Origin of the sequence: Tenacibaculum crassostreae (assembly GCF_964512405.1) — a bacterium.
Taxonomy (GTDB): Bacteria; Bacteroidota; Bacteroidia; order Flavobacteriales; family Flavobacteriaceae; genus Polaribacter; species Polaribacter crassostreae.
In genome coordinates, this window is the sequence record NZ_CAZELE010000007.1 from 291,355 (window position 1) to 308,599 (window position 17,245).

At 32.7% G+C, this 17,245-nt stretch carries 20 protein-coding genes and 3 tRNA genes; 13 read left to right on the plus strand and 10 right to left on the minus strand.

Annotation, left to right across the window (positions count from 1 at the left end):
• Window positions 1-33: 33 nt before the first annotated feature.
• The 8 genes from ACKTST_RS11610 to cyoE are packed head-to-tail and all read right to left on the minus strand — an operon-like array spanning window position 34 to window position 5,005.
• The gene (locus ACKTST_RS11610) at window positions 34-180 is read right to left on the minus strand and encodes a hypothetical protein (RefSeq protein ID WP_408047913.1); all 147 of its coding nucleotides are present in this window, start codon (window positions 178-180) and stop codon (window positions 34-36) included.
• Window positions 181-238: 58 nt separating this feature from the next.
• Window positions 239-760, minus strand: a complete 522-nt coding sequence (locus ACKTST_RS11615) for a DUF420 domain-containing protein (RefSeq protein ID WP_408047914.1) — start codon at window positions 758-760, stop codon at window positions 239-241.
• Window positions 760-1,407: an SCO family protein gene (locus ACKTST_RS11620; RefSeq protein ID WP_408047915.1), complete on the minus strand. Its 648-nt coding sequence runs from the start codon at window positions 1,405-1,407 to the stop codon at window positions 760-762. The genes ACKTST_RS11615 and ACKTST_RS11620 overlap by 1 nt, the downstream gene beginning before the upstream one ends.
• 13 nt (window positions 1,408-1,420) lie before the next feature.
• Entirely contained in the window at window positions 1,421-2,068 is a 648-nt protein-coding gene (locus ACKTST_RS11625) for a hypothetical protein (protein WP_408047916.1), read from the minus strand.
• Window positions 2,069-2,120: 52 nt separating this feature from the next.
• Window positions 2,121-2,459, minus strand: a complete 339-nt coding sequence (locus ACKTST_RS11630) for a cytochrome C oxidase subunit IV family protein (RefSeq protein ID WP_408047917.1) — start codon at window positions 2,457-2,459, stop codon at window positions 2,121-2,123.
• A 19-nt stretch (window positions 2,460-2,478) separates the two neighbouring features.
• Window positions 2,479-3,462 carry a cytochrome c oxidase subunit 3 gene (locus ACKTST_RS11635; RefSeq protein WP_408047918.1) on the minus strand — a complete coding sequence of 328 codons (984 nt, stop codon included), beginning with the start codon at window positions 3,460-3,462 and terminating at the stop codon, window positions 2,479-2,481.
• A gap of 56 nt (window positions 3,463-3,518) precedes the next feature.
• Entirely contained in the window at window positions 3,519-4,103 is a 585-nt protein-coding gene (locus ACKTST_RS11640) for a cytochrome c oxidase subunit 3 (RefSeq protein ID WP_408047919.1), read from the minus strand.
• Entirely contained in the window at window positions 4,103-5,005 is a 903-nt protein-coding gene (gene cyoE, locus ACKTST_RS11645; protein WP_408047920.1) for a heme o synthase, read from the minus strand. The genes ACKTST_RS11640 and cyoE overlap by 1 nt, the downstream gene beginning before the upstream one ends.
• Before the next feature lie 173 nt (window positions 5,006-5,178).
• On the opposite strand from cyoE, the gene ACKTST_RS11650 reads away from it, so the two are divergent.
• From ACKTST_RS11650 to ACKTST_RS11660, 3 genes are all read left to right on the plus strand, one after another.
• Window positions 5,179-5,250: transfer RNA gene (locus ACKTST_RS11650), tRNA-Gly, on the plus strand.
• 23 nt (window positions 5,251-5,273) lie between these two features.
• A tRNA-Leu gene (locus tag ACKTST_RS11655) sits at window positions 5,274-5,362 on the plus strand.
• 60 nt (window positions 5,363-5,422) lie between these two features.
• Window positions 5,423-5,508, plus strand: a tRNA-Leu gene (locus ACKTST_RS11660).
• A 560-nt stretch (window positions 5,509-6,068) separates the two neighbouring features.
• Here the strand turns inward: ACKTST_RS11660 and ACKTST_RS11665 are convergent.
• Window positions 6,069-6,569: a hypothetical protein gene (locus ACKTST_RS11665; protein ID WP_408047921.1), complete on the minus strand. Its 501-nt coding sequence runs from the start codon at window positions 6,567-6,569 to the stop codon at window positions 6,069-6,071.
• Between the two features lie 117 nt (window positions 6,570-6,686).
• Between ACKTST_RS11665 and ACKTST_RS11670 the strand changes: the two genes are divergently transcribed.
• From ACKTST_RS11670 to ACKTST_RS11715, 10 genes are all read left to right on the plus strand, one after another.
• Entirely contained in the window at window positions 6,687-7,394 is a 708-nt protein-coding gene (locus ACKTST_RS11670; protein WP_408047922.1) for a DUF547 domain-containing protein, read from the plus strand.
• A 64-nt stretch (window positions 7,395-7,458) separates the two neighbouring features.
• Window positions 7,459-7,794, plus strand: a complete 336-nt coding sequence (locus ACKTST_RS11675) for an arsenosugar biosynthesis-associated peroxidase-like protein (RefSeq protein ID WP_086029663.1) — start codon at window positions 7,459-7,461, stop codon at window positions 7,792-7,794.
• A 5-nt stretch (window positions 7,795-7,799) separates the two neighbouring features.
• Window positions 7,800-8,855: an arsenosugar biosynthesis radical SAM (seleno)protein ArsS gene (arsS, locus tag ACKTST_RS11680; protein WP_408048091.1), complete on the plus strand. Its 1,056-nt coding sequence runs from the start codon at window positions 7,800-7,802 to the stop codon at window positions 8,853-8,855.
• Window positions 8,855-9,346, plus strand: a complete 492-nt coding sequence (locus ACKTST_RS11685) for a rhodanese-like domain-containing protein (RefSeq protein ID WP_408047923.1) — start codon at window positions 8,855-8,857, stop codon at window positions 9,344-9,346. Before arsS ends, ACKTST_RS11685 begins: the two co-directional genes overlap by 1 nt.
• Window positions 9,339-9,941 carry a TIGR04282 family arsenosugar biosynthesis glycosyltransferase gene (locus ACKTST_RS11690; protein ID WP_408047924.1) on the plus strand — a complete coding sequence of 201 codons (603 nt, stop codon included), beginning with the start codon at window positions 9,339-9,341 and terminating at the stop codon, window positions 9,939-9,941. Before ACKTST_RS11685 ends, ACKTST_RS11690 begins: the two co-directional genes overlap by 8 nt.
• A 102-nt stretch (window positions 9,942-10,043) precedes the next feature.
• Window positions 10,044-10,862, plus strand: coding sequence for a purine-nucleoside phosphorylase (locus tag ACKTST_RS11695; RefSeq protein ID WP_408047925.1), 819 nt, complete (start codon window positions 10,044-10,046; stop codon window positions 10,860-10,862).
• Window positions 10,863-11,007: 145 nt separating this feature from the next.
• Window positions 11,008-11,976 (plus strand): arsenosugar biosynthesis arsenite methyltransferase ArsM, encoded by a 969-nt coding sequence (arsM, locus tag ACKTST_RS11700; RefSeq protein WP_408047926.1) that lies wholly within the window; start codon window positions 11,008-11,010, stop codon window positions 11,974-11,976.
• Window positions 11,977-12,152: 176 nt separating this feature from the next.
• A complete protein-coding gene (locus ACKTST_RS11705) occupies window positions 12,153-12,959 on the plus strand; it encodes a hypothetical protein (protein WP_408047927.1) in 807 nt (268 codons plus the stop codon).
• A gap of 138 nt (window positions 12,960-13,097) precedes the next feature.
• On the plus strand, window positions 13,098-13,562 hold the full coding sequence (locus tag ACKTST_RS11710) for a helix-turn-helix domain-containing protein (RefSeq protein ID WP_408047928.1): 465 nt from the start codon (window positions 13,098-13,100) through the stop codon (window positions 13,560-13,562).
• Window positions 13,563-13,661: 99 nt separating this feature from the next.
• Window positions 13,662-15,854, plus strand: a complete 2,193-nt coding sequence (locus tag ACKTST_RS11715; RefSeq protein ID WP_408047929.1) for a transglycosylase domain-containing protein — start codon at window positions 13,662-13,664, stop codon at window positions 15,852-15,854.
• Here ACKTST_RS11715 and radA read toward each other — a convergent pair.
• Window positions 15,851-17,212 (minus strand): DNA repair protein RadA, encoded by a 1,362-nt coding sequence (radA, locus tag ACKTST_RS11720; RefSeq protein ID WP_408047930.1) that lies wholly within the window; start codon window positions 17,210-17,212, stop codon window positions 15,851-15,853. The two genes, ACKTST_RS11715 and radA, sit on opposite strands and share 4 nt — an antisense overlap.
• Window positions 17,213-17,245: the final 33 nt, after the last annotated feature.

Sequence of the window (17,245 nt, forward strand, 5' to 3'; positions counted from 1 at the left end):
ATATGTTACAAAAAAATATTCTTAATATGTGTATTAACTATTAGCCTTCTTTTTGTGTCGGTAAATGAAGTAAAACAATACCCCTACCAACAAATAAGGAAACACCATTAAATAGGTAATTCCGTTATTAACACCTTCAGCCATTGTTTCGTTTCCGCCTTCAACAACTGCTTTACACATAGCACATTGTGCTGAAGTTTGTAGCGAAAAAAATAAAACTATAAAAAAAACAATCTTTTTAAACATAATAAGGTGATATCATTAAATACACTACTACCCCAGTAACTGCAACATATAACCAAAGTGGGAATGTAATTTTTGCTATTTTTTTATGCTCTGGAAAATTTCCTAATCGTGCTCTCATAAATGTAATTAACACAAAAGGTATAATTACGATCGACAATAAAATATGTGTAATTAAAATAAAGAAATACACGTATTTTATAACCCCTTCACCTCCAAACGAAGTAGAATCTGAAGTCATATGATACGCCACATACATTACTAAAAATAATGTCGAACAAATAATTGCTGTGGTGTTTAATTGCCCATGTAGCTTTCTTTTTCCGCTTTTAATTGCAATTACAGAAGCTACTAACAATACAGCTGTCAATCCGTTTATACTTGCATAAATTGGAGGTAAAAAAGATAACGGTTCTACGTTAGGTATTTTAATTCCGAATAAAGCTGCTACCGCAACAGGGATTACAACAGAAACAATTGTTATAAATCTTTTATATTTCTTTTCTTCTGTACTCATTATTCTTTTAATAATAACTTAATATCTTCTTTTAATTCTGTGATTTGATCGTCAAACCCATGCTCATCTAAAGCTCTGTAATACATAATTGGGTTTCCATTCTCATCGTAACGTGACCGGATATAACCATCTTTATCTACCAAGGCAAACAACCCAGAATGCTCAAATCCACCATGACTTACTTCTCCTTTTCCAGCATACAATTTAAATCCTTCGTTAGATAACTGGTATACGACATCATCTCCTTTCCCTGTTAACATATGCCAGTTTTTATGGTTAATTCCATTGTTTTTGGCATACTCTTTCAGTTGATTTGGCGTATCAATTTCTGGAGTAATTGAAAAAGAAGCTATTCCGAAGTTAGGATTCCCCATAAATTCGTTTTGAATAGTTACCATTTTTTGATTCATGATAGGACAAATAGTTGGACAAGTAGCAAAGAAAAACTCTACCACATACACCTTACCATCGTAATCTTTGTTAGTAATCGTTTTTCCGTCTTGATTAATAAATTCAAAAGCTGGCACTTTATTGAATTTATGTAAATCCGCAGTTTTAAAATGTGCGACTATCTTAGGTATGGCATAAATTCCGAATAATAAAACTATAAACGAAATTCCTATGTATGAATAATTCTGTTTCTTCATAATTCAACAATTGTTAAATTTCTCTATCTGCGTTGTTCTTTTTCAATGCCAAACGATATTCTGCCAATACAACTTTAACATCGTCTTTCATTTTATTATTTAATTCAGCTACCGATTTCATATTATAGCCAAATAACTTCCCTCCTGCGCTGTCTTCATCATCGGTTCTTCCTCTTAAATTTCCTTCTTTGTCAACAATAAAAGCTTTTGAAGTATGCAGTGTATTATCTAACGATTGATTCGTTTTAAAACTATCATACAGCACTTCTATTTCTGCATCATTAGCATACACAAACTTCCAATTTACCATATTTGTGTAAGCTCCTATTTCTTTTTGAAGTTTTTCTACATCTTCTTTAACTTCTGGTGAGGCAATCACAATTAATTGAAAGTTCTTAAATCCATAAAATGGTTTATAAATCTTTTCATTTAAGTTGAATAACTCTCCTTTTGTTTCTTCAATATTTTTCCCGAAAAAGGTAACAATAGAAATATTTCTCTCAAACTGATGTTTTTTATCGATTGAAGAAACATCAATCACATTTTCTGTAAGCACAGGTAGTTTTGCAAAATTATTAATACCTAGTGACAAGAATATATAAAATAATAAAGGCACTATAAATAGCGCAAACAGTACAATATGTTTTTTAGATATGTTCATTTTATTGAATATAAAAAAAGGTGGTTAACACCACCTTTTCTTTATTATATGATTACCATTTTACTAATGGCGCTAATGTTTCGTGTAAGTAATCACCTTCTATTAACACTAGTGTTACTAAGTAACAGATTAGGAAAACTGCTGTCCAAACAATTGCGCGTCTAAACCAAGTTTTTTCTCCTTCTAAGTGCATGAAAGCCCAAGCAATATAATATGCTTTTACAATTGTTAAGATGATGAATATCCAGTTTAACCAACTAGTCCCCCATCCGTGTAAGTGTAAAGCAGCTGGTTTTACAATACCTAAAGCTACTTCAACTGTTGTTACTATCGTTAAGATTGCTAAAACAATCCAAATTCTTTTTGTATTCGATTCGTGTGCGTGACCCATTTTTACTATTGTTTTTTGATTATACTAAGTAGAAGAAGGTAAATACAAATACCCAAACTAAATCTACAAAGTGCCAATATAAACCTACTTTTTCAACCATTTCGTAGTGTCCTCTACGCTCATACGTACCTAACACAACGTTAAAGAAAATAATGATATTGATAACAATTCCTGAAAATACGTGGAATCCGTGGAAACCAGTAATAAAGAAGAAGAAATCTGCAAAGATTGGGTTACCATACTCGTTTACGTGTAAGTTAGCCCCTTCAACAACCATATTGGCTTTTGCTAATTGAGCTAAACTTTCTTCTCTTGATAAAACAATTTTTTGTTTTGTATCAGGGTTTAATTTTTCAGTTCTAATTAATAAAGAAGGATCTGCTTTAAATGCTTCTTGAATTTGAGCTACTGAATATTGAGAAATCGTAGCTTCTTTTTCAAACCATAAACCGTTTGTTCTATCGTGTTGAACTCTATCGTCTTTTCTTTCACCGTGAACAAAATCAGCTAATGCGATTTGATGACCATCTTTTACAAACTGTAAAATGTGGTTGTCAGTAGTTTTAACAGCTCCGTATGAACCGTTAATAAAGTTTTTCCACTCCCATGCTTGTGATCCAACGAAAATAATACCAAAAACGATGGTTGCAAACATATACCAAGCTACCTTTTTTTGTTGCATTTTATGACCTGCATCTACCGCTAACACCATCGTTACCGATGATACAATTAAGATAAACGTCATTAAAGCTACATAATACATTGGTGCATGTACACCGTGTAACCCTGGAAAGTGTGTAAATACCTCATCGGCAATTGGCCAAGAGTCGATAAATTTAAAACGTGTTAAACCGTATGCTGCTAAAAAGCCAGAAAAAGTTAATGCATCTGATACGATGAAAAACCACATCATCATTTTACCATAACTAGCGCCAAATGGTTTAACTCCACCTCCGCTCCAGGTTTCTTTGTTGTCAGAATTTACAGCAATATTTGCTCCCATAAATCTCTTTTTGTTAATTTTTGTTAAATCAGTGCGCCAAAATTACGCATTTTTCATCATCTAATAAAATAGAAAAAGAAAAATAGATAAATCCACAGTATATCTACGAAATGCCAAAAGATTGCACCGAGTTCAAACCCAAGCATATCGGTTGATGAATACTTCTTTTTAAAATGATTATAAATAACGACTAATAACACGATTACCCCCGCTAATAGGTGTAAAACGTGCATAAAAGTTATTCCTATTATAAATGATGTTGATACTGTACTTTCAGGTCCTGTAAAATATAATCCTGTTTCTTTTAGCTCATTAAAACCAACCCATTGATACCAAACAAAACCTAAACCTAGTACTAAAGTTACTAAAAGTAGTATGAATGATACTTGCTGATTGTCTTTTTTTAATAGTTTTTGAGAGAAAAACAACGTAATACTACTCAACACGATTAATACTGTGCTGATAAAAAACGCTTGTGGTAAATCGAATGTAACCCAATCTTCACGATTCATACTTACAACATAAGCACTTGTTAATCCTGCAAAAAACATAACCATGCTCACCATAGAAATCCACAACATTGGTTTAGCTGATTTACGTTTCGCTACTTTTAATTCTTCTTGTAATGGTTGTTCACTCATTAGTGTAAAAATTTATCTACCACATATATAATGGGTACAATTGTAATATAGAAAACACTCGCTAACATTAATTTACGAGCATCAGTGTTTTTTTCTGTTTTATACAATACTATTCCGTAGTAAAGCATTAACAAACCTAACAACAATATAATAACTGCTGTTGCTGGATATATATAAAAATCTCCTGTCACCTTTAATACAGGTGCAATCGACATCAAAATCATAATACAGGTGTAAAAAATAATTTGAACAACTGCTCCTTTGTCTTTTTTATCCATCGGAAGCATATGTAACCCTGCTTTATTATATTCTTCAAACTGTAACCAACCGATTGCCCAAAAATGCGGAAATTGCCAAAAAAACTGAATCATAAATAAAAATCCCGCTTCAATACCAAACTTTCCCGTTGCAGCTACCCATCCTAACATAAAAGGAATAGCTCCTGGAATAGCTCCTACAAAAACCGCTAAAGGTGTTACTGCTTTTAAAGGTGTATACGCACTTGTATATAAAAAGATAGAAATTGCGCCAAACAAAGCACATTTCGGATTAATTGCGTATAAAATAGCAATACCCGCAATAGTAAATATAGTTGCAATGGTTAAAGCTGTTGTAGTAGACATTCTACCCGATGGCAATGGGCGATTCTTCGTACGTTGCATTACCGCATCAATATCTTTTTCAATCACCTGATTAAAAGCATTCGACGCTCCTACCATTAAATAGCCCCCAAAAGCTAATAATAAAACTGTAGTATAGTTGATAGATTCTGCTCCTAACAAGTAACCTGTTATAGATGTAAAAACTACACTTATAGACAACCCAACTTTCGTTAACTGTTTAAAGTCTTTAAAGATTGCTTTTAATGAGGGATTTGTATGTGTAGACGAAACAGAATTCACTTCTAAATTAAAAAAATTTTTGCAAAGATATTTTATTCTAATTGAACCACCATAAATTTTTATTGGAATTAAAATTGAAAAAAATTAAAAACTGCTTTGTAATTAAAAAAATGGTGTTATATTTGCACCCGCATTCGCAGTAATGCACGTTCATTAAAATAATAAATGACTACGCGAAAGTAGCTCAGGGGTAGAGCATCACCTTGCCAAGGTGAGGGTCGCGGGTTCAAATCCCGTCTTTCGCTCAAGCCTTTTTTAAAAAGAGTATGCTGAAGTGGTGGAATTGGTAGACACGTTGGACTTAAAATCCAATGAGCCGTAATGCTCGTGCGGGTTCAAGTCCCGCCTTCAGTACCAAGAAACCTCACTTGTATGAGTGAGGTTTCATTTTAAAAGTAGTCATTTAATAGTATAAACGCTGAAGTGGTGGAATTGGTAGACACGTTGGACTTAAAATCCAATGGGCCGTAATGCCCGTGCGGGTTCAAGTCCCGCCTTCAGTACAAAAGCCTTAACAAATTTGTTAAGGCTTTTTTTGTATCTAAACTTTTAGAAATATTCTTTGTAATGTATCTTTTAAGCACATATCTAAATCTAAACTTCTCTTAAAAAATAAAACCATGCTGTATAACTTACAACATGGCTTATATCTTTTTTAAAATTAACGAGTATAATTTAAAAGGCTAAACGAAAATATTAGAGTTAAAATACACAAAGCTCCTATTAAAATTCCTAAAAAAAAGTTTAGCACTCTTTTTTTCTTACTAATAGACATGTATTTTTTTCTTAACTCCTTTTCTTTTATCTTACTTTTTAATTTTTTATTTACGAAAGGAGAATACCATATAAAAGCTATATACAAAATTAAAAGCACATAAAAACCTTTCATATTGGAAGTGAAACTAAAATATGGTATAAAAACTAATGGTGCAAATAGGTTTGCTATCTCTATTTTAAATACATGACAAACACCATCTACCATATCGTTCTTATCCCACATCCCTACTTTTTGGGTACAATAGTTAATAAAAACCCATTCATTTATAATTCTTTCAACCACAATTTAACCTATATAATACTTGTTAGCATTTCCAAAAAAAGAAATAAAAAGAAGAAGAAAAGCAACAACTACCACAAACAAACTAATTAAATACCCTAAATACCTTTTCTTTTTACTTAGAGAATCAAATTCATCAAATGCTTTTATGTAATTTTCCTCTTTTAACAAAACAAAGTTATTAAACAACGATACTACAAGTACTATACCTATCATTAACTCTGTACTATGATTAACCTTCACCCCTATTAGAACTACAATAAAATTTGTTACTGTTAATGCTAATATAGATATCAAACCACACATAAGGTACGTGGCTCTAAATATACTAACACCTATTACTTTATCAAATAACACTTCGTCAACTGCTTTTTTGCATTCCTCCTTTTTTCTCTTTAAAGCAGGTATATAATACAATAGGTTTATTGGATCTACCTTATCTAACAGAACAAAACAACTTTTATCAAACTGATAAAAACTATAAAAAATTAAATACCAAAGTTTCATAACAATTAATTATACTGTAAAAGTAATATAACCTTAATAATGTTTAAACTTTATTTTTTCGGAATATTCTTTGTAATGTATCTTCTACCCGCACGTCTAAAATTCAAAATCTAAATCATGCGAACGATATTTTTACTATTGGGTTTAACTTTTTTCATGAATATAAATGCGCAAACAAGCACGTATAATTCGTTATTAAAAAAATATGTTGACGCTAAAGGAAACGTAAACTATAAAGCATTTAAAACTGACGAAGAAAAACTTCAAACCTATTTAGATGAATTAGCCGCTACCAAACCTCAAAAACCTTGGTCTGCAGCTAAAGCTAAAGCTTTTTGGGCAAACGCTTATAATGCTTATACTATTAAATTGGTTTTAGATAATTACCCTCTTAAAAGTATTATGAATATTAAAAAGAACGGAAAAAATGCTTGGGAAATACCTTTTGCTAAAGTTGGCGGTAAAACCTACACGTTAAATCAAATTGAACACGAAATTTTACGTAAAAAATATAACGATCCTAAAATTCATGTAGCTGTGAATTGTGCATCTGGATCTTGTCCGAAATTACCAAATTACGCTTTTACGGAAGACAACTACGAATCAAAAACAACTGCTTTAATGAAGAAGTTTGTTAATGATACTTCAAGAAATAAAATTTCAGAAAAAAGATTACAACTATCTAAAATATTTGAATGGTTTCAAGGAGATTTTACAAAAGAAGGAAGTTTAATTGATTTTCTCAATCAATATTCAGATGTAAAAATCAACAAAAAAGCCAAAATAAGCTACTTAGAATACGATTGGTCTTTAAACGGAAAGTAAACCCTTTTATAAAATAATAGTAAAAACAATTTGGTATTTTTACTCTCAACAGAAATAAGAAAACATGTCTAAAACATATTACGATCCTGCCGACTTACGTAAGTTTGGAAAAATAACAGAATGGAGCGAAGAATTAGGAAATAAATTCTTCGATTATTACGGAAAAGTCTTTGAAGAAGGCGCTTTAACAGCTCGTGAAAAAAGCTTAATTGCATTAGCTGTTGCACATACCGAGCAATGTCCGTATTGTATTGATGCCTATACTAAAGATGGGCTGCAACGTGGAATTACCAAAGAAGAAATGATGGAAGCTATTCACGTTGGCGCTGCCATTAAAAGTGGTGCGACTTTAGTACACGGAGTTCAAATGATGAACAAAGTGAATAAATTAGAAATGTAAAACCAATTATGAAGAAATCTCTTCAAGCGAGAAATAACGATTTAGCAAACACACAACGTCAGTTAGAAATTCTATCAAACGGAATTTTTGCGGATGGAGAACTCCCTACATTTGCTAAAAAACTCAAAGAAACCAATCAGTTTCCGTTGCGTCCTAAAAAATTAGAAATTCTTCAAATTAATTTAGGATATATGTGCAATCAAGTTTGTGCACATTGTCACGTAGATGCAGGTCCAGATAGGAAAGAAATCATGACTAGAGAAACAATGGAACAGTGTTTAGAAGTCATTAAAAAAACGGGAGCACATACATTAGACTTAACAGGTGGCGCACCAGAAATGAATCCGAATTTTCGTTGGTTTGTAGAAGAGGCATCCAAAGCAGGAATTAAAGATTTTATTGTGCGCTCTAACTTAACTATTATTAGAGCGAATAAAAAATATCACGACTTACCTGATTTCTTTAAAAAACATAACGTGCACGTAGTTTCTTCAATGCCACATTGGACTCGTGGAAAAACCGACAAACAACGTGGTAATGGCGTTTTCGATAAATCTATTGAAGCTCTACAAATGCTTAATGAAGTTGGTTATGGAATGGAGAGTTCTGGATTACAATTAGATTTAGTCTACAATCCTTCGGGTGCATTTTTACCAGGAGATCAAATGGCATTAGAAGCTGATTTTAAAAAAGCGTTGAAAGAAGATTTTAACATCAATTTTAACTCGCTTTTTGCCATTACCAATTTACCTATCAGTCGATTTTTAGATTATTTAATTGCTTCTGAAAATTATGAAGATTATATGTATGCTTTGATAGAAGCCTATAACCCAATGGCGGTAGAAAATGTAATGTGTACCAATACCCTTTCGGTAAGTTGGGACGGATTTTTATACGATTGTGATTTCAATCAGATGCTGAATTTAAAAGTAGCGAGTAAAGTAAAACATATTTCTGAATACAATGAAGAGTTGTTGCAAAACAGAAACATCATTATCAATCAACATTGCTACGGATGTACTGCTGGTGCAGGAAGTAGCTGTCAAGGAACTGTAGCTTAATGAAAAAACTAGCTTTCTTTTTCTTATTGATTTCTCTCAATTCTTTTTCACAAAAGAACTTAGAACAACTATTGAAAAAATTCAACACCGAAAACGTTCCCTATATTTCGGTTACCGATTTACAAAAAGAGACAGAAGTTGTTTTACTAGATACTAGAGAACCCGTAGAATTTGAAGTTAGCCATATTAAAAATGCGATTTGTGTTGGATATGATTTTTTCAATTTAGAAAAAGCTTTGAAAGAACTTCCACAAAACAAGAATACTAAAATTGTAGTGTATTGTTCCTTAGGAATTCGTTCAGAAGACATTGCCGAACAACTTCAAAAAGCAGGATACACCAATGTTTTCAATTTATACGGTGGCATTTTCGAATGGAAAAACCAAAACAACACCGTAGTTAACAAACAAAACAACCCAACTGAAAAAGTCCACACCTTCAATAAAGAATGGAGTAAGTGGTTACATAAAGGAGAAAAAATTTATGAGTAAGAACTTATTGTTAATCTTCACCAGAAACCCAGAACTAGGAAAAGTAAAAACACGTTTAGCAAAAACAGTTGGAGACAAAGCTGCTTTAAACATCTATACGTTTTTACTACATCACACCAAAGAAGTTACCCAAAATTTATCTTGTGATAAAGCAGTTTATTACTCTGTAAAAGTAAGAGAAAAAGATATTTGGGATGCTACAACATATCAAAAACACCAACAACAAGGAGAAAGTTTAGGCATGCGAATGCAAAACGCTTTTCAACAAGCTTTTGATAATAGTTATGAAAAAGTTTTAATTATTGGTAGTGATTTATATGATCTTCAAGAAAAGCATATTACCGAAGCATTTGAAAAACTACATACAAATGAAGTGGTAATTGGTCCCGCAGAAGATGGTGGTTATTATTTATTGGGAATGAAAAAACTTCATCCTACTATTTTTCAAAACAAAGAATGGGGAACCTCAACTGTTAGAGAAGATACCTTAAACGATTTACAAAACGAATCAGTACATTTGTTGGAAACCTTAAACGATGTAGATGTTTTTGAGGATATTAAAGACAATCCTGTATTCGATCAATTTTTAAACTAACCGTTATTACGAGGAAATATACAACCGAAGTAATCTGTCTATCTTGAAATCATAACTTAAAGATTGCTTCGCTATCACTCGCAATGACAAACACAATATAAAATGCTAAAAAAACAACAGTTACAAGAAACCGCAACGTTTCTTCAAAATAAAGGAATTACCAATCCAGCAATAGGAATAGTATTAGGAACAGGTTTAGGAAAACTGATAAATGAAATTGATATTGAACTTGAAATACCCTATTCAGAAATTCCACATTTTCCACAAGCAACAGTAGAATTTCATTCAGGAAAACTAATCTATGGAACTCTTTCAGGAAAAAAAGTTATTGTTATGTCTGGTCGTTTTCACGTGTATGAAGGCTATTCGCTTTGGGAAGTAACTTACGGGATAAGAACCATGCACGCATTAGGCATTCAAACCTTATTGATTTCTAATGCCGCTGGTGCTGTAAATTTAAGCTATAAAAAAGGAGATTTAATGTTGTTAGAAGATCATTTAAACCTTCAAGGAAGTTCTCCGTTAGCATTTAAAGGCGCTGGTGAAATGGGAGACTTATTTGCTGACATGCTTGAACCGTATTCAAAAAAATTGAATACAAAAATGAAAGCAATCGCCCAAGCCAACGACATAGACTTGAAAGAAGGTGTATATGCAAGTGTTGTGGGACCACAATTAGAAACAAGAGCAGAATACCGAATGTTACAAATTTTAGAAGTAGATGCAGTTGGAATGAGTACAGTACCTGAAGTAATTGTTGCAAAACATTTACAACTACCTTGTGCAGCTGTTTCGGTATTAACTGATGAATGTGATCCTAAGAATTTGCAACCTGTAAACATTCAAGAAATCATTGAAGTTGCCGGAAAAGCAGAACCTAAAATGATAACATTATTTAAAGAATTAATTAGCGAATTGTAACGTCATTCCTAACAAAGTGATGGAATCTTTCTAAAAGATTGCTTCGTCAAATTTCCTCGCAATGACAATAAACAAACTATTAAACCAAGACTTTTTAGACACAAGAATCAAGACAAACCCTGAACGGTCTTTAATCTTAAAAAATATGAGTTATTTAGAAACTACCAAAAACGTATATAAAGAAGCAGCCTTAACTCCTGATGTTGGCTTGTGTTGTACTACCAATCCTATTTGGGAATTACCCGGGTTAAAAATTCCAAGAATCATGCAAGAAATGAACTACGGATGTGGTTCTACTGTTCATGCGCGTGATTTAACCAACAATCCAAAAATGCTATACGTAGGAGTTGGTGGCGGAATGGAATTGTTACAATTTGCCTATTTCAACAGAAACAAAGGTGGCGTTATCGGATTGGATGTTGTTGATGAAATGTTAGAAGCCTCTCGTAAAAACTTTACAGTTGCCGAAGAACAAAACGATTGGTTTAAGAGTGAATTTGTTGATTTACGTAAAGGAGATGCTTTAAACCTACCTGTTGAAGACAATTCTGTAGATGTAGCTGCACAAAATTGCCTGTTCAATATTTTTAAAACAGACGATTTAAAAAAGGCTATCGCTGAAATGTATCGTGTTTTAAAACCTCACGGACGCTTAGTAATGAGCGATCCTACTTGTGAGCAACCCATGAACGAAACCTTACGCAACGATGAACGTTTACGTGCTTTATGTTTAAGCGGAAGCTTGCCAATTGCTGAATACGTAAAAATGCTTACAGATGCTGGTTTTGGAACTATTGAAATTAGAGCTCGTAAACCTTATAGAATCTTAGATCCTAAGAATTACCCTACCGATGAATTGATTTATATCGAATCTATTGAAGTAGCTGCGATTAAAGACCCAATGCCAGAAGACGGTCCATGTGTATTTACAGGAAAAGCTGCCATTTACTTTGGAGATGAAGATTATTTTGATGATGGCGCAGGACACACCTTATTAAAAAACCAACCGTTGGCGATTTGTGATAAAACTGCACAAGCTTTAGCTGATTTAGGTAGAGATGATATTTTTATTTCAGAATCTACCTATCATTACGATGGTGGTGGATGTTGTTAAGATAACACGTCATTGCGAGAAAACATGTCGAAACAATCTTTAAGTTGTCATTGCGAACAAAGTGAAGCCATCTCATAATAGGGTTTCTTCACTTTATTCAGAAAGACCTTGTAAAAATCACCCCTCGCAAATTGTGAGGGTTTTTCTTTATCTTTAAAATCAAAATTATTGACGTTATGAAACGCATACAACTTTTTGAATTTGAAGATTTTCATTGGCTTCCGCCATTTATCAGATCAAGTATTACCAATCTACTGGCTTTATTGCTAAAAATGTTGAAAACAAAAGATGTTGTTGCAACTCTTATCTTAGATATTAAAAAGCAATATGATTTTAACCAAATAGTTGATTTAGGATCTGGTTCTGGAGGCGTGATGATTGACGTAATTGAAGAAATCAATAAAAACAGCAATACACCTGTTAACTTATTACTTACCGATTTATATCCCAATTTATCTGTTGTAAATCGTATTAATAGTGCAAACATTAAAAACATACACTATAGAGAAGAATCATTAAACGCTACTGATTTTAAAAATGCCTCTGAAGGTTTAAAAACCATGATGAATAGTTTTCATCATATGCCACCAAAAGCTGCTCAAAAAATCTTACAAACTGCTCAAAAAAATAAGCAACCTTTATTGATTTATGAGATGGGTGAAAATAATATTCCTACATTACTTTGGTGGTTGTTATTACCTATTTCAATCGTAATTATGGTGGTAATGGTGCTTTTTATGACTCCTTTTGTAAAAAACCTCACATTTAAGCAAATAATATTTACTTATTTAATTCCGATAATTCCATTAGTATATGCTTGGGACGGACAAGCTTCTTTAGTAAGAATGTATACTTTTAATGATATTCAAAACCATTTATTAAAAGGGTTACAAAACGATTCTTACGATTGGACCGTTAATCGTGTTGAAAACGTAAAAGGTAAAAAACAAGGGTATTATATTTTAGGAGTACCTAAAAGGTAGTAATTGATTTTAATTTTCAACTAGTAACTTCACACTTCTACTTAATGTCATATTAGTGTCACATCTCTGTCAGGCAATTTACAACACGGAAATATTTTCAATCCTTACTTTTGTATCGAAATCAAATAATTATTAGTAATGAATTCAAGCACAACGAATTTAAGAAACATAAAAAAACTAAGACTAGATCGTCATTGGTCTCAAGAACAATTAGCTCAAATGAGTGGGTTAAGTACACGAACCATTCAAAGAATTGAAAATGGTGAAAATGCTGGATTAGAATCTTTAAAATCTTTAGCTGCTGTTTTTGAAACTAATATTGAAGATTCGAACAAAAAAGACGAATTAGAACAAGTTAAAAAAGAAGAAGCTTATATTCAAAAGTTAAAAGGGTTTTATAAACTTTTAGTCATAGCTTTATTCAGTTTGATTGTACCAATTATAATCGCATTAAACGACAGTTCTTTTTGGGTGATTGTTTTAGTAACTTTCTTAGGATGGCTTGTTGTGATTAGTGTTTATTCTCTAAATACTTTTCAGTTTTTTGGAGAAAAATGGGAAAAGAAAAAGATTCAACAGAAGTTTAGAGACAAAACAAATTAATAGAATTTCTACTTATTATTTAGAAAGATTACTTCACAAAAGTTTAACAAACCACCTTTTTAATAGTTACAATTTTACTTACGCTGCTTCGTTTTTAGTATGATGAAAACATTGAAAGAAAAACTACTTCAACTTAAAGAAAAAAGAAAGTTATACCTCCTATTAAAATACATATCAGGAGCTTTTCTATTTATCGTTTTTTCTATTCTTCTGTTGTTTTCACTAGTCTACTTTAACGTATTTGGTAAGTTGCCCGATAAAGAAGAATTAACTTCTATCATCAACGAAGAAGCCTCTTTAATTTATTCATCAGACGATATAGTTATTGGAAAAATATTTGCTGAGAACAGAACCAATATTCAACTAGCACAAATTCCAAATCACTTAAAAGAAGCTCTTATCGCTACCGAAGACAAACGATTTTATTCGCATAACGGATATGACGGTCAAAGTTATGCGCGCGTGTTTTTTAGAAGTATTTTGCTAAGAGATTCTTCTGGAGGCGGCGGAAGCACCATTACCCAACAATTGATAAAAAACTTATACGGAAGGCAATATGATGGGGTTTTAAGTTTACCAATCAACAAAATAAAAGAGTTGATTATTGCTAGTAGAATCGAAAAACTATATACTAAAGACGAGATATTGTTACTCTATTTGAACTCCGTTCCGTTTGGAGAAAATAGCTTCGGAATAGAATCGGCTGCGAATCGATTTTTTAACAAATCTGTCAGCGAGTTAAACATTGAAGAATCTACTGTATTAATAGGTATGTTAAAAGCAAACACCTATTACAACCCAAGATTGCATCCAAAAAATGCCTTACAACGTCGTAATACGGTTCTTCAATTAATGAAAAGCGAAAACTATTTAAGTCAAAAAACAGCAGATAGTCTTCAAAAAACACCTATTGCATTGAACTATCATAACCTTGATTTAAACACATCGGCAGGTTATTTCAACTATCAAGTAAAAAAGAAAGCTACGGAGATTATAAAAGTTGTTAACGAAAGTTCAAACAACAACTATAACTTAGAAACCGACGGTTTAAAAATCCATACAACACTGAATTATGAGATTCAAAAAATTGCAGAAAAATCTGCTAAAAAACAGCTCATCATCAAACAAAAACAACTAGACAAAGAATTAGCTTCAAACAGACTTAGAAATAGATGGTTAAAAAAGCAACAATTCACTCAAGAGGACAAACAAAACAGAACTCTCCAATTATTTGATTGGGATAGCACAAAAACCATTACAGGTAATAAAATTGATAGTCTTTGGTATTATGATAAAATGTTAAATGCTTCTGTACTGGTTACAAACCCGAAAAACGGGGCAGTAATTAGTTGGGTTGGCGGTAATAATTTTAACACCCTCCCTTTTGATATGGTGTTATCGCATCGACAAATAGCCTCTGCTTTCAAACCTTTTTTGTACGCCACTGCTTTAGAAAATGGAATTTCTCCGTGTGATTATTTTGAAAACGAGGAAAAAACCTATCCTAAATACGAAAACTGGAAACCACAAAATGCTGATTATAGCTCAACTCCCGATAAAAAAGTCGCCCTTTGGTATGCTTTAATTAAATCGATGAATATTCCTAGTGTAAACCTATACTTCAAACTAGAAAGAGAATGGTTAGTTGATACTTGTAAAAAGTTATTATTTCCAGAAATTACAGACGACGCTCCATCAATCGCCTTGGGAACTTTAGATGTATCACTTTACGAAGCTACGAGAGCTTACGGTACTTTTGCTAACAACGGTGAAATGAATGATTTATACATGATTGATAAAATTACCGATAAACAAGGAAATATAATTTATGAAAGTACCACACAAGAAGCTAAGAGAATTTTCACCAAAGAAAGTTCACAAACATTAACCACAATTTTACAAAAAGCAGTTGAACAAGGAACAGGATCGTCAATAAGAAATCGTTATAAAATTAAAAGTCCACTAGCAAGTAAAACAGGAACTGCTCAAAACTACACCAACGCTTGGTTTATGGCATACACCCCAAATATAGTTTTCGGAACTTGGGTAGGAACTTCTAAAAACGATGTACATTTTACTAGCGGAAATGGTTCGGGCTCTTCTTTAGCATTACCCATTGTTGCTAATATTTTGAAGGAAATAGAAAACAATCCTGAATTAAAAAATAAATACTTAACCTCTTTTGATATTCCTGAAGACATTGCTTCTTCAATCAACTGTTCTCCATACAGAGAAAAAGGAATAAAAGGTTTTTTTAACCGACTTTTTGGAAAGAAAAAAGAAGAAAATTAAGCAAACAACGTTGCAAAAGCTTCTTCAATCTTACTCACTAAAATCAGTTTTATAGAATGGTTTTTACTCGTAATTTTGTTGTATTTTGAAGTCACAAAGGTTTTGTACCCTAGTTTTTCAGCTTCGGTAATTCGTTGATCTATTTTAGAAACAGGTCTAATTTCACCAGCTAAACCAACCTCAGCAGCAAAACACACATCTGGATTAATCGCTAAATCTTGATTTGATGATAAAATCGCTGCTACAACAGCTAAATCGATTGCAGGATCATCTACATGAATTCCACCCGTAACATTTAAAAACACATCTTTAGCTCCGAGTTTGAATCCTGCACGCTTTTCTAACACTGCTAAAATCATGTGTAAACGTTTTAAGTTGTACCCTGTAGTGGTTCTTTGTGGCGTTCCGTAAACCGCTGTTGATACCAACGCTTGAATTTCTATCATCAACGGACGAATACCTTCTAAGGTGGATGCAATTGCTGTTCCGCTTAAATCGTCATCTTTTTTAGAGATTAATATTTCTGAAGGATTTGACACTTCTCGCAATCCGTCTGATAACATTTCGTAAATCCCTAATTCTGCAGTAGAACCAAAACGGTTTTTTTGTGAACGTAAAATTCGATACGTATGGTTTCGGTCACCCTCAAATTGTAACACTACGTCAACCATATGTTCTAAAATCTTAGGTCCCGCAATATGCCCTTCTTTATTGATATGTCCGATTAATAAAACAGGAGTTGCTGTTTCTTTCGCAAATTTAATCAGTTCTGCGGAAGTTTCTCGTATTTGAGAGATGCTTCCTGGAGACGCTTCAATAGAGTTCGTGTGGAGTGTTTGAATAGAATCGATTACCAATACATCTGGCTGAACTTCTTCAATATTTTTAAAAATTTGCTGGGTATTGGTTTCAGTAAGGATTAGGCAATTCGGATTTTTACCTTCAATGCGTTCTGCACGCATTTTTATTTGCGACTGACTTTCTTCCCCAGAAACATAGAGTACTTTTTGTGGAATTTGCAACGCGATTTGTAACAGTAAAGTAGATTTACCAATACCTGGTTCTCCGCCTAACAACACTACCGCTCCTTTCACCAATCCACCTCCTAAAACGGTATCTAATTCTTGATTTTTAGTTCCAAAACGTTCTTCTGGATTTAGTTGAATATCTTCAACACGCAACGGTTTAGAAACTCTTTTTTGTGAGCTTGATGGCGACTTCCAACTTCTTTTTTCTTCTTTTTGAATAACTTCTTCAACAATAGTATTCCATTGTTTACAAGAGCCACATTGCCCTACCCATTGCGCATGTTGCGCTCCACAGTTTTGACAGAAAAAAGTTGTTTTGGTTTTAGCCATAGCCTTTGTACGATTTACCTACAAAGAAAAGAA

What these genes read in the sequence shown, in the direction of transcription:
- ACKTST_RS11610 (WP_408047913.1), bottom strand. Translation starts at nt 180, where the DNA reads ATGTGTAAAGCAGTTGTTGAAGGCGGAAACGAAACAATGGCTGAAGGT.
- ACKTST_RS11615 (WP_408047914.1), bottom strand. Translation starts at nt 760, where the DNA reads ATGAGTACAGAAGAAAAGAAATATAAAAGATTTATAACAATTGTTTCT.
- ACKTST_RS11620 (WP_408047915.1), bottom strand. Translation starts at nt 1,407, where the DNA reads ATGAAGAAACAGAATTATTCATACATAGGAATTTCGTTTATAGTTTTA.
- ACKTST_RS11625 (WP_408047916.1), bottom strand. Translation starts at nt 2,068, where the DNA reads ATGAACATATCTAAAAAACATATTGTACTGTTTGCGCTATTTATAGTG.
- ACKTST_RS11630 (WP_408047917.1), bottom strand. Translation starts at nt 2,459, where the DNA reads ATGGGTCACGCACACGAATCGAATACAAAAAGAATTTGGATTGTTTTA.
- ACKTST_RS11635 (WP_408047918.1), bottom strand. Translation starts at nt 3,462, where the DNA reads ATGGGAGCAAATATTGCTGTAAATTCTGACAACAAAGAAACCTGGAGC.
- ACKTST_RS11640 (WP_408047919.1), bottom strand. Translation starts at nt 4,103, where the DNA reads ATGAGTGAACAACCATTACAAGAAGAATTAAAAGTAGCGAAACGTAAA.
- ACKTST_RS11665 (WP_408047921.1), bottom strand. Translation starts at nt 6,569, where the DNA reads ATGAAACTTTGGTATTTAATTTTTTATAGTTTTTATCAGTTTGATAAA.
- ACKTST_RS11670 (WP_408047922.1), top strand. Translation starts at nt 6,687, where the DNA reads ATGCGAACGATATTTTTACTATTGGGTTTAACTTTTTTCATGAATATA.
- ACKTST_RS11675 (WP_086029663.1), top strand. Translation starts at nt 7,459, where the DNA reads ATGTCTAAAACATATTACGATCCTGCCGACTTACGTAAGTTTGGAAAA.
- ACKTST_RS11685 (WP_408047923.1), top strand. Translation starts at nt 8,855, where the DNA reads ATGAAAAAACTAGCTTTCTTTTTCTTATTGATTTCTCTCAATTCTTTT.
- ACKTST_RS11690 (WP_408047924.1), top strand. Translation starts at nt 9,339, where the DNA reads ATGAGTAAGAACTTATTGTTAATCTTCACCAGAAACCCAGAACTAGGA.
- ACKTST_RS11695 (WP_408047925.1), top strand. Translation starts at nt 10,044, where the DNA reads ATGCTAAAAAAACAACAGTTACAAGAAACCGCAACGTTTCTTCAAAAT.
- arsM (WP_408047926.1), top strand. Translation starts at nt 11,008, where the DNA reads ATGAGTTATTTAGAAACTACCAAAAACGTATATAAAGAAGCAGCCTTA.
- ACKTST_RS11705 (WP_408047927.1), top strand. Translation starts at nt 12,153, where the DNA reads ATGAAACGCATACAACTTTTTGAATTTGAAGATTTTCATTGGCTTCCG.
- ACKTST_RS11710 (WP_408047928.1), top strand. Translation starts at nt 13,098, where the DNA reads ATGAATTCAAGCACAACGAATTTAAGAAACATAAAAAAACTAAGACTA.
- ACKTST_RS11715 (WP_408047929.1), top strand. Translation starts at nt 13,662, where the DNA reads ATGATGAAAACATTGAAAGAAAAACTACTTCAACTTAAAGAAAAAAGA.
- radA (WP_408047930.1), bottom strand. Translation starts at nt 17,212, where the DNA reads ATGGCTAAAACCAAAACAACTTTTTTCTGTCAAAACTGTGGAGCGCAA.